The sequence below is a fragment of the Anoxybacillus andreesenii genome, assembly GCF_030813005.1.
Taxonomy (GTDB): Bacteria; Bacillota; Bacilli; order Bacillales; family Cytobacillaceae; genus Robertmurraya; species Robertmurraya andreesenii.
The window spans coordinates 55,169-66,818 of the sequence record NZ_JAUSTU010000007.1; the positions used below are offsets into that span (position 1 = coordinate 55,169).

An 11,650-nucleotide genomic window follows, 5' to 3' on the forward strand; every position below is an offset into this window, starting at 1 on the left:
ATAAAGTAAAATCCTATTGAGAACAGGAGAGTTTCAATATGTCAGTTAGTCCAATCCAAGTCCAACAAATCATCCTACACCACCTAAAAATGCAATTAAAAAGTCCATTCTCCACTAGTTTTGGAACCATGCAAGATAAGGAGTTTTTTGTCATCGAGATGATCGATGAGGATGGTATCCGTGGATACGGCGAATCAGTGGCCTTCGTTAGTCCGTGGTATACGGAGGAAACCGTCAAGACAACTGAACATATGATGGTAGATTTCCTTATTCCTTTGCTATTTCAAGCTCCGATTAACCATCCCGATGAGGTATCTGCTCGGTTTTCTGTTATAAGAAGAAACAATATGGCAAAGGCGGCGCTAGAAGGGGCTGTGTGGGATCTCTATGCGAGGCGGCAGAACCAATCTCTTGCCCATTGCTTAGGGGGAACGAAGCGGGAAATTGAAGTCGGAATTAGCATTGGGATTCAGCCATCCACAAAAGATTTACTTCAAGTCATCGAAAAATCTCTTTTGGAAGGGTATAAGCGAATCAAGATAAAAATCAAGCCCAATCACGACATAGATGTGCTAAGAGAGGTAAGGAGGGAATTTCCTCATATTCCCTTAATGGTTGATGCTAATTCAGCCTATACATTAGAGGACAAGGAATATTTGAGAAGATTTGATGAATTTAAGCTGTTAATGATTGAACAACCATTAGGCCATGCCGACATCATCGAGCATGCGAGGCTACAAAAGGAGCTGCAAACACCTATCTGCCTCGATGAAAGCATCTATTCACTAGACGATGTGAGAATGGCGGTTGAATTAGGCAGCTGCAAAATCATCAATGTCAAAATTGGTAGGGTCGGCGGATTAACGGAAACAAAAAAAATTAATGATTATTGTAAAAAACATGAAATCCCCGTCTGGTGTGGTGGAATGCTCGAGGCAGGAATTGGAAGAGCCCATAACATTGCGGTGACGACGCTAGACCAATTCATTTTACCAGGGGACACCTCGGCCTCAAATCGATATTGGCAAAAGGATATTATTGAGCCAGAGGTTACAATGGACCATGGTATGATCAAAGTACCAACTGGGCCGGGGATCGGATATAACATTAATTGGCAGGTATTAGAGGAATACCGAATAGATAGACGGATATTTAGAAGAGAGCGGTAGAGAATTATCTATCGTTCTTTTTTATTAGTCCGTATTCATATATATACACTATTATCATAGATTAATAATATTTTTAAAAAATATATTGCATAAATAATCATATATAAGTATAATTACAAACATATCATATCGGTAACAAAAACAAGAAAGGAAGAAAAAAATCATGAAAAAAATAACAAAACTGAGCTTTTTAATGATTTTTGCCCTTGCCATGATTCTATCAGCATGTGGCACAAAGGAAGCAGGTAGTAATGCCGGTGGAGACGAGAAAAAGACACTTAAGGTTGTAACAAACGCCGCCTATGCTCCAATGGAATATATGGAAGGGGACAAAGTGGTAGGTTTTGATGTTGACTTGATTAAGGCAGTAGCAAAGGAAGCGGGCTATGAGGTAAAGGTAGAGCATACTGGTTGGGAATCCATGTTTGTAGAAGTTACAGATAAGATTGCAGATCTAGCTGTTGCGGCTATTACGATTACAGATGAAAGAAAAGAAGGCTATGACTTTTCTGTCCCATACTATGCATCATCGAATATGATTTTAGTACCCAAAGGTAGTGATATTAAAAGCGTCGAAGATCTAAAAGATAAAGTCATTTCTGTTCAAAACGGAACGACTGGACAAGAAGCAGCTGAGGCGATTTTAGGGGAAAACAGCAAAGATATTAAGAAATTCGAAGATATTAACTTAGCCATTCTAGAACTCATGAATGGTGGTGCTGATGCAGTAATTGCGGATAAACCAGTTCTTGAGGGGTATATAACTAATAATCCAGATCAAAACCTAGCAGTGATTGGAGACGAAGCAGCATTCACAAAGGATTATCTTGGCATTATGTTCCCTAAAGGGAGCGAGCTTAAGACCAAATTTGATGAAGCAGTTAATAAACTCATGGATAATGGAAAGTTTGCAGAGATTTATCAAAAATGGTTTGGAAAAGATCCAGATATTGACGATTTGAAGGCACAGCAATAATGAATAGGGAATTGCGTGACACAAAAGAAGTTGCGCAATTCTCCCCAAAAATAGCCATCGATTGTGGAAGCTCTTCATAAAACATACTAAAAATGTTCACTGACATTCTGAATAATTTCCCCTACAATGAGGATATGTGAATTAAATCACATAAATAATTTGATTGGAAGGAAAGAATTTAGATGTCTTATTTCAAGCCAGAAGAAATTTCAGAAATCACGATAGGTTATGGAGAGAAGAAGGCTAGTTATCCATTTATAAAATCACTTATTCTAGGATTTCAGGCAGGAGTTTTTATCTCTCTTGGCTATTTACTCTATATTCGAGTTACAGCCCCATTATCAGAAGAACTTGCTGGATTATCGACGATTCTAGGGGCCTCCGTCTTCCCAATTGGGTTAATTTTAACCCTTATTGCTGGTGGAGAGTTGCTCACAGGAAATATGATGGCAGTGCCGATGGCCCGGCTAGCTGGCAAAATTCAGACAAAGCAATTGATTCATAATATCATCCTTATCACTATAAGTAATTTTATTGGAGCAATCTTTGTTGCCTATTTCTTTGGGCATGTTCTTGGTCTTACGGAAACTGGTCCTTTCCTCGGGAAAATGCTATCCATCGCAGAGCATAAACTAGATGGAACCTTTCTCCAAATGTTTATATCCGGAATTGGCTGTAACTGGCTCGTAGCCTTGGCAGTTTGGCTTTGCTATGGTTCGGATAATGTATCTGGAAAGATCATTGGAATTTGGTTTCCGACCATGACCTTCGTTGCAATTGGATTTCAGCACGTTGTCGCTAATATGTTTGTTATCCCTGCAGCGATTTTTGCCGGATACTTGAGCTGGCTGGATTATTTGAGAAATTTTGTTCCTGTATTTTTTGGGAACTTGTTTGGAGGAGCCATTTTTGTTGCTATGCTTTATTGGATTGCTTTTCAATCAAAGAAGCACGAGCGTGAACCGAAAATACACAAACAAAAGGTCAGCTAGCGAGTGATAGCATGATCATCCATTCTCCCTCATAAAATAGGATGTCAGTAAATTTTGATATAGTAGTTTGTTCATAGATTTCTTGTTGCAGGAACAAAATATCGAAAGTATAATGATGTTATATCAGAATTTATAGAAAATTTTAAAATTAATAATATTTAGAGGGGGAAAATGAGTGAAAAGGCTATCAAAGTTGGGTTTAGTTTTGATTTTGGGTTTTGTGCTACTCCTTTCTGCATGTGGTACTAGTGAAACAGGATCGAAGGACTCTGGTAAATCTGGAGGCGATGAAAAGAAAACTCTTAGACTCGTAACAGATGCAGCTTATTCACCAATGGAGTATATGGATGGGGACAAAATACTTGGCTTTGATATTGATTTTGCCAGAGCGGTAGCCGAGGAAGCCGGCTATGAATTGAAAATTGACCATGTAGGCTGGGAACCACTTTTTGTGGAGATTGACGGTAAAAATGCCGACTTGGCAATTTCCTCTATCACGATAACAGACGAACGAAAGCAAACATATGATTTTTCGGTTCCTTACTATCTTTCAACGAATGAGATTCTAGTTCCAGAAGGAAGCGAAATTAAGAGCGGTGCAGATCTAAAGGATAAAGTTGTCGCAGTTCAAATAGATACGACTGGTCATGAGATTGCAGCTTCAATTCTAGGCGAAAATCACAAGGACATCAGGCCGTTTGAGACAACGCCAATTGCTATTCAGGAGCTATTGAGCAATGGAGCGGATGCCGTTATTGCAGATAAGCCAGTAGTTGATGAGTATGTTAAAAATAATGCAGAACAAAAATTAATCATTATCACGGATGACAGCTTTGAACAGGAATTTTACGGATTGTTGTTCCCTAAGGGTAGCAAGCTAGTGGAAGAATTTAATGAAGCGATCAACACATTATTTGAAAATGGAAAATATGTCGAAATATATAAGAAATGGTTTGGAGAAGAACCAGATATTGATGCTCTTAAAGCTCAAAGCTAGAGATAGGTTCTTACTCAAAATTGCGTAACCGTTAAAAAGAGTTACGCAATTTTTTTTCAGGAGAGGTGAAGTAAAGATATGGATTTCAGGTTTGACTTAATTATGGAATATTTACCTTTCTTTTTAAGAGGTACATTATATACAATAGGTATTTCCCTATTAGGAGTTATATTTGGAACGGCGCTCGGGTTATTGATCGGTCTTGGGAAGATGATGAAAAATAAACTTCTCGCCTTTCCATTTCTCCTTTACATTTCCTTTTTCCGTGGCACTCCATTTATTGTGCAAATTTTTATCATTCACTTTGGGGTGGTTCCAGCGATTATTGGAACGACAAATGGGATTGCCGCTGGTATTATAGGTCTATCCTTAAATTCGGCAGCTTATATTGCAGAGATTTTCCGTGCGGGGATTCAATCAATTGATCGTGGTCAAATGGAAGCGGCTCGCTCTTTAGGCATGACACATACTCAAGCCATGCGACACGTCATTTTACCACAAGCCTTTAAGAGAATGATTCCACCGCTTGGAAATGAGTTTATTGTTCTATTGAAGGAATCGGCGATCACGGCGCTAGTTACTGTTCCAGAAATCATGTACTGGGGTCGTGCAATGCAAGGTAAATATTATAGAGTATGGGAGCCTTACTTAACGGCAGCGGTCATCTATTTTATTTTAACATTAACAATTAGCTTCCTATTAAGCCGTCTAGAAAAGAGGTTAGCAACAGAATGATTAAAGTAGAAAAATTGAAAAAGTCGTTTGGTGCTAATGAGGTGTTAAAGGATATTAATGCCCATATTAAGCAGCAGGAGGTTGTCGTTGTGATTGGGCCATCAGGGTCTGGCAAATCGACATTTCTTCGATGCCTAAATCTCTTAGAAACAATTACAGCTGGGCATGTTCTAATAGAGGGTGTAGATATTACGGATAAAAAAACGGACATCAATAAGATTAGAACGGAAGTGGGTATGGTATTCCAGCAATTTAATCTATTTCCACATAAAACGGTGTTAGAAAATATTATGCTTTCTCCGTTAAAGGTGAAGAAGGTCGAAGTAAGCAAGGCGAAGGAAAAAGCGCTAGAGCTTTTAAGAAAAGTGGGTCTTGAGGATAAAGCCAATGCCTATCCTGATTCCTTATCTGGTGGGCAGAAACAGCGTGTGGCGATCGCCCGGGCCCTTGCCATGCAGCCGAAAATTATGCTCTTTGATGAACCCACTTCGGCGTTGGACCCAGAGATGGTCGGTGAGGTTCTAGAGGTTATGAAGCAGTTAGCCCGGGAAGGAATGACGATGGTTGTCGTGACCCATGAAATGGGCTTTGCCCGCGAGGTTGGGGATCGGGTTCTTTTCATGGATGGTGGTTATATTGTTGAAGAGAACGTACCGAATGAGTTGTTTGATAACCCACGGCACGAACGAACCAAAGCTTTTTTGAGCAAGGTGCTATAAAAGATAATAGCAGAAGACTATCTAGCACTAGTATTGTTCTTATGGGACCGAGTACATTATGTGTATTTGGTTTTTTTCTTGGGCAAAATATTGCTGTAACTTTCTGAAAGAGGACACGTCTAAAAGGATGAGGTGATAAAAAAATGAAAAAACAATTATTAATGCTTCTAACTGCAATTGCTTTACTTATGATGACTGCTTGTGGAACGGCAGATACAGATAAGAAGGTAAATGGGTCAGACGAAGGAAATGGGTCTAGCGAAGCCGTAAAGGATAATGAAGACGAGGGAGTAGAAGACACGGACACGGATGCAGACAAAGAAGAGGAAGTAGAAAAGGAACAAGCTACTGAGACAGACGTTGAGAAGATTCGAGAAGAAGCTGCTTTCGTTGGAATGATCGATAATAATTCTATCGAGGTCAACACCGAATTTGAAACGATCGTTTTACGAACTTCAGAGGTTAAGGATGTAGATTTTGGAGCCATCGAAGAAAATGCACATGTTATTATTGAATACTACAAAAACAAAGAAGGTCAAAATATACTAACGGATATTGAAGTAAAATAGAAAAACTCGCCAATATGGCGAGTTTTTCCCTCTTTATTCTATCGATAATACCCCGCTATCGCCTTGCTTTACACTACCTTGTTTGTTCAGGTTCAACTTCGTTAAGTTTGTAAAAATGACAGGTGTAACGATGGAAGGAGCAGAATTCTTAATAAACTCCATATCAAATTTTAGAATTTCCTGTCCTTTTGAGACTTTATCTCCATCTTTGACAAGAGCAGTAAAGCCTTCTCCATTTAACTTCACCGTGTCTAAACCAACATGAATGAGGATTTCATAACCCTGTACAGACTTAATGCCAATTGCATGCTTTGTTGGGAAGACATTCAAGATTTCTCCATCAACTGGAGAGACGACTGATCCTTTTGTTGGAATAATAGCGAAACCATCCCCCATCATTTTTTGTGAAAAGACGGGATCCTCCACATCTGTAATAGGAATGATTTGTCCTTCAATCGGCATCACAAAGTCATTGCTGCTTAATGATGTTAATCCCGCTTGCGCAGAAGGAGCTGTCATTTCAGGGGCAGTAGGTAGATTTGCACCTTTTCCATCTAATCTCTTCATCGCGTCAGCAACGAATTCCACTTCCGTTCCAACGATAATTTGAAGGTTTGTCTTATTTAATTTCATTACTCCTTTGGCACCGTGTGCTTTTAAGGAAGAATCGTCCACCTTGTCCATATCCTTCACATTTAGGCGAAGGCGAGTAGCACAGTTGTCTATGACCGTAATATTATCCTTTCCACCAATATCATGGATAAAATAGTTGGCCATTTGTTCATATTTGTTATTTCCAGCAACAAATAAATCTTCTTTTACTTCTTCGACATCATCCTCACGGCCAGGTGTCTTTAAATTCAAAGCTTTTATTAGTGCATAGAAAACCACAAAATAAATCACGGCATAGACTAAGCCAATCAATAATAATAACAAAGGCTTTTCGGCAATGTTAAAATTCAGTAAATAGTCAATTCCCCCAGCTGAGAATGTAAATCCATCGCGAATTCCAAGAATGGAGGTAAGCCATAACGAAAGTCCTGTCAAGATGGCATGTACACCATATAGTAATGGAGTAATGAACATGAATGAAAATTCAATCGGCTCAGTAATTCCTGTGAGGAAAGAGGTCAAAGCTAGACCGATAAACATACCTGATACAGCTTTTCTCTTTTCGGGTTTTGCGGCAGCAATGATCGCGAAAGCTGCTGAAGGAAGACCAAACATCATAACAGGGAAGAAGCCGGTCATATATGCCCCTGCTGTTGGGTCACCAGCGAAGAAGCGGGCAATGTCCCCAGATTTTCCTGCATATTCTCCAAACTCAAACCAGAACAGACTGTTTAATACGTGGTGAAGACCTAAAGGAATTAATAAACGGTTCAAGAATCCAAACAGACCAGAACCGATGGCTCCTAAACCAATAATCCAGTTGCCCAGTCCATCGATAGCCGCTTAAACCGGTGGCCATGCAAATCCGGCAATGCCTGCGATAATAACCATTGAAACCGAAGTTACAATTGGGACAAATCTTCGACCGCTAAAGAATCCGAGCCATTCAGGAAGCTTCACATCATGATAGCGATTATATAAAAGTCCGGCAACGATACCAGAGATAATTCCACCAAGGACCCCCATATTAATATCCTCGTTTATAGCTCCAGCACCATTCGTTAATACTAAATAACCAATCGCACCAGCTAGTGCTGCGGCACCGTTACTATCCTTTGCAAACCCCATTGCAACCCCAATTGCAAAAATCAAAGCTAAATTTGAAAAAACTGCATCTCCTGCTTTTGCGATGAAGGCAATATCGAGTAAATCTGGTTGCCCGAAACGAAGCAGTAGTCCCGCTGCAGGTAGTACTGCGATCGGCAACATTAATGATTTTCCAATTCGTTGTAAAAAACCTAACATAGCTGCTCTCTCCTTTTGAAAAAATGTAATGATGTGAAAGCGGTTTTTTGAACAGCATATCATATCATTCATTAAATATAGATGTCTATACCATTTTTTAAGTTTATTTAACATAAATAGTAGCTAGCACTTTACATATTTGTAGTAATATTCCCAGAATACTTCTCATATCAATTGGTATAGACAACTATTCCTTGGGGATGCTAAGATAAAACTCATAGAGTATTAAATGTTCGCAAAGTAGCGTTAGCAGAAAATAAAAGCTTGGACAATTATACGAAAGGATGAATGATCAATGAATGGTAATAATAAACCTATTTTGCTTAAGGGATGTCAAATTTATTTAGAGGGATTACAAGTGGAAACGGGATATATCAAGATAATAGAACAAAAAATAGTCGACTTTGGCCCAATCGATGAGTTAATAGAAGAAGAGCAATTTGAGGTAGTTGAAGTTCCGTCGGGCTATAAAGCCGTGCCAGGCTTCATCGACGTACATATTCATGGGGTGAATGGTGCCGATGTAATGGATGCCACAACAGAGGCGCTTACTCTCATGTCAACTACACTTCCTGGAGAAGGAACAACTAGTTTTCTTGCGACCACGATAACTCAAAAGCCTTCAGAAATCGAAAAGGCGCTCGTAAAAGTAGGTGAGTACATGAGTGGAGAGCAGGAGACCGGACAGGCAGAGATACTGGGAATTCATCTGGAAGGTCCATTTGTAAATAAGAAGAGAGCAGGTGCTCAGCCGCTTGAGCATATTATCGACCCTAACCTAGATGTTTTCAAAAAATGGCAATCATTATCACAAGACAGAATTAGGATTGTCACTTTGGCACCCGAACAACCAGGTGGTTTGGAGATGGTTCGTTATTTGAAGGAAAATGGGATCGTCTCATCCATCGGTCATTCCGATGCGACATTTGACGAGGTCGATGAAGCAATCGAGGTAGGAGTCAATCATGTCACCCATTTGTTTAATCAAATGAGGGGTTTGCATCATCGAGAGCCTGGGGTTGTTGGAGCAGCTTTTTTGCGTGATGAATTAATCACTGAAATCATTGTTGATGGAATTCATGTTCGACCAGAAATGGTGCAGCTTGCTTACAAGCAAAAAGGAAGCAAGCGAATGATTTTGATAACAGATTCTATGCGTGCCAAGTGTTTGAAAAATGGACACTATGATCTAGGTGGTCAAGACGTGACAGTCCAAGATGGAAAAGCAGTTCTTCATGATGGAACCCTTGCAGGAAGTATATTAAAATTGGGAAACGCTGTAAAAAATATGATGGCCTATACCGACTGCTCACTTGAGAATGTCATTGAGATGGTTTCCACTAACCCAGCCAAACAATTGAATCTCTATGACCGAAAAGGAAGTATTGCCAAGGGCAAAGACGCTGACATCGTCATCCTTGATGAAAATCTAGATGTTTTTATGACATTTTGTCGAGGAAAGCTTGCCTATATAAAGGGGGAAAATTGAAATGAATTTGATCGAAGTAAAAGATTACGAAGAAATGAGCGAACGGGCTGCAAGATATATCATTGAAAAAGTTCGTCAGGCAAAGACACTCAATCTCGGTCTTGCTACTGGAGGAACACCTGTCGGGACATATAAGAATTTAATAGCCGATCATAAGGAAAACGGTACCTCCTATCAGAATGTTACAACCTTCAATCTAGATGAGTACGTTGGACTCTCGGGAGATGATCGAAATAGCTATCGTTTTTATATGAATGAAGAGCTTTTCAGTCATATCGATGTTGTTCAGGCAAATACCCATATTCCACGTGGCGATGCCCCTGATATGCAACAAGAATGCCTCAATTATGAAAAGCTAATAGCGGAACATGGTGGCATTGATTTGCAACTATTAGGAATTGGAACGAATGGTCATATCGGCTTTAATGAACCGGGGACTTCATTTGACTCTGCCACTCATCTAGTTGATTTAGCTGAATCTACAAGAGAGGCAAATGCAAGATATTTCTCCAGTCTTGCTGAAGTGCCAACGAAGGCGATTACAATGGGGATTGCCACCATTATGAAAAGCAAGGAAATCCTCCTTCTTATTTCTGGTCAAAGCAAAAGAGAGGCTCTCTCCAACCTTCTGCACGGTGAGGTGAACGAAAACTTCCCTGCTTCTGCGCTAAGAAATCATCCTTGTGTTACAATTATTGCAGATAACGCTGCCATCGGAAAATAATAGTTGGTTTACTTTGTAGTTTTAAAAGAAAGGATGCTAGTTGTGGAGCATGATTAAGAAGAATTCCCCTATTCCTATTTATTATCAGCTTGGAGAAACCATTAAGGAATTAATTGAAAAAGGTGAACTAAAGCCTGGTGATGTTCTTCCCGCAGAAAGAGAATATGCAGAAATGTTTCAAATTAGTCGAATGACTGTTAGGCAAGCTTTCACTCAGTTAGTAAATGAGGGATATTTGCATCGAATCCAGGGAAAGGGAACCTTTGTGGCTGAGCGAAAGCCAAAAATCGAACAGGCTCTTCAAGGCTTGACAAGCTTTACAGAGGATATGGAAGCAAGAGGAATGAAGCCAGGGAGCCAGTTAGTTTCTTTTGAAATTATTCCAGCAACAAGTCTGATTGCAAAGCAATTAGGAATTCAAGAGTATGGGCCTGTATATGAAATAAAACGCATTCGCCTAGCGGATCATATGCCAATGGCTTTAGAAACGAATTATATATCAGCCAATTTTATCAAAGGTCTTACTGAGAAGATCGTTAATCAGTCCCTCTATTCTTTTATTCAGGAGCAGTTAGGTATGAAGATTAGTCATGCTACACAGGTGATTGAATCCTCCATTGCCAGTGAACTTGAAGCAAAGTATTTACAGATTCAACCAGGTGCACCTGTGATGCTCATTCAACGAAACACGTTCTTAAAAGACGGGACACCTGTTGAATTAGTAAAATCATCTTATCGAGCAGACCGCTATAAATTTATGATTCAACTGAATCGCTAAAAGTGGGAGGTTCTTAGCATGTTCAAACAATATTTTCATGCGCTAAAAGATTTATTAGATACTGTTGAAAAGGATGAAAAGGACAGTATTCAAAAAGCCGCACAAATGATTTCGTCCTGTATTCAAGAGGATGGCATTGTTCATGTGTTTGGCTGTGGACATTCGCATTTGCTAGCTGAAGAACTGTTTTACCGTGCCGGCGGGTTAGCACCGATCAGTCCTATCTTGATCGAGGATTTGATGCTTCATAAAGGGGCTGTTCGCTCTTCACAGTTAGAAAAGGATGATGATTTCGCTGAGGTAGTTATGGCGAATATGACGATACAACCGAAGGTTGGGGATACACTTATGGAGCATCCTTCCCTCGATGTTCCCTTTGGCTCCGGCTCGACTGTAATTGGTACAGCGATCGTTAATGGAATCATGGTTGAGACGATTAATATTATGGTTGATAAGGGAATCAATCCTCCCGTTTTGAAAAGCGGTAATGTAGATGGTGCAGAAGAGCATAATAGAAGATTAGTTACACATTATAAAGGCAGGATTCCAATGCTAGAAGATTAATTTACGCTAGTTAAAAAGGCT

Annotated in this window: 12 protein-coding genes and 1 pseudogene; 11 read left to right on the forward strand and 2 right to left on the reverse strand. The window is 39.7% G+C overall.

The genetic code is table 11. From position 1 onward, the window contains the following. The first annotated feature begins 38 nt into the window (after positions 1 to 38). The 7 genes from menC (at position 39) to J2S07_RS08895 (ending at position 6,157) form a co-directional block, all read left to right on the forward strand. On the forward strand, positions 39 to 1,169 hold the full coding sequence (gene menC / locus J2S07_RS08865; RefSeq protein ID WP_307150072.1) for an o-succinylbenzoate synthase: 1,131 nt from the start codon (positions 39 to 41) through the stop codon (positions 1,167 to 1,169). A 163-nt stretch (positions 1,170 to 1,332) separates the two neighbouring features. Beyond that, positions 1,333 to 2,145 (forward strand): basic amino acid ABC transporter substrate-binding protein, encoded by an 813-nt coding sequence (locus J2S07_RS08870; RefSeq protein WP_307150073.1) that lies wholly within the window; start codon positions 1,333 to 1,335, stop codon positions 2,143 to 2,145. A 182-nt stretch (positions 2,146 to 2,327) separates the two neighbouring features. After that, positions 2,328 to 3,137, forward strand: coding sequence for a formate/nitrite transporter family protein (locus J2S07_RS08875; RefSeq protein ID WP_307150074.1), 810 nt, complete (start codon positions 2,328 to 2,330; stop codon positions 3,135 to 3,137). Between the two features lie 175 nt (positions 3,138 to 3,312). Next, positions 3,313 to 4,134: a basic amino acid ABC transporter substrate-binding protein gene (locus J2S07_RS08880; RefSeq protein WP_307150075.1), complete on the forward strand. Its 822-nt coding sequence runs from the start codon at positions 3,313 to 3,315 to the stop codon at positions 4,132 to 4,134. 78 nt (positions 4,135 to 4,212) lie between these two features. Next, positions 4,213 to 4,869, forward strand: coding sequence for an amino acid ABC transporter permease (locus tag J2S07_RS08885; RefSeq protein WP_307150076.1), 657 nt, complete (start codon positions 4,213 to 4,215; stop codon positions 4,867 to 4,869). Beyond that, the gene (locus J2S07_RS08890; protein WP_307150077.1) at positions 4,866 to 5,588 is read left to right on the forward strand and encodes an amino acid ABC transporter ATP-binding protein; all 723 of its coding nucleotides are present in this window, start codon (positions 4,866 to 4,868) and stop codon (positions 5,586 to 5,588) included. The genes J2S07_RS08885 and J2S07_RS08890 overlap by 4 nt, the downstream gene beginning before the upstream one ends. A gap of 143 nt (positions 5,589 to 5,731) precedes the next feature. Next, entirely contained in the window at positions 5,732 to 6,157 is a 426-nt protein-coding gene (locus tag J2S07_RS08895; RefSeq protein ID WP_307150078.1) for a LytA/YqiH family protein, read from the forward strand. Positions 6,158 to 6,190: 33 nt separating this feature from the next. Here J2S07_RS08895 and J2S07_RS08900 read toward each other — a convergent pair whose 3' ends face one another. Together J2S07_RS08900 and nagE are read right to left on the reverse strand one after the other, a co-directional pair. Then, a complete protein-coding gene (locus tag J2S07_RS08900; protein ID WP_307150171.1) occupies positions 6,191 to 6,724 on the reverse strand; it encodes a PTS sugar transporter subunit IIA in 534 nt (177 codons plus the stop codon). After that, positions 6,713 to 8,074 (reverse strand): annotated as a pseudogene (nagE, locus tag J2S07_RS08905) (N-acetylglucosamine-specific PTS transporter subunit IIBC); the annotation flags it as partial. The pseudogene nagE and the gene J2S07_RS08900, both read right to left, overlap by 12 nt. Positions 8,075 to 8,369: 295 nt before the next feature. On the opposite strand from nagE, the gene nagA reads away from it, so the two are divergent. The 4 genes from nagA to J2S07_RS08925 are packed head-to-tail and all read left to right on the forward strand — an operon-like array spanning position 8,370 to position 11,629. Beyond that, positions 8,370 to 9,563 (forward strand): N-acetylglucosamine-6-phosphate deacetylase, encoded by a 1,194-nt coding sequence (nagA, locus tag J2S07_RS08910; protein ID WP_307150079.1) that lies wholly within the window; start codon positions 8,370 to 8,372, stop codon positions 9,561 to 9,563. A gap of 1 nt (position 9,564) precedes the next feature. Next, positions 9,565 to 10,287 (forward strand): glucosamine-6-phosphate deaminase, encoded by a 723-nt coding sequence (nagB, locus tag J2S07_RS08915; protein WP_307150080.1) that lies wholly within the window; start codon positions 9,565 to 9,567, stop codon positions 10,285 to 10,287. Positions 10,288 to 10,336: 49 nt separating this feature from the next. Then, positions 10,337 to 11,065 carry a GntR family transcriptional regulator gene (locus tag J2S07_RS08920; RefSeq protein ID WP_307150081.1) on the forward strand — a complete coding sequence of 243 codons (729 nt, stop codon included), beginning with the start codon at positions 10,337 to 10,339 and terminating at the stop codon, positions 11,063 to 11,065. Between the two features lie 18 nt (positions 11,066 to 11,083). Continuing rightward, positions 11,084 to 11,629, forward strand: coding sequence for an SIS domain-containing protein (locus tag J2S07_RS08925; RefSeq protein ID WP_307150082.1), 546 nt, complete (start codon positions 11,084 to 11,086; stop codon positions 11,627 to 11,629). Positions 11,630 to 11,650: the final 21 nt, after the last annotated feature.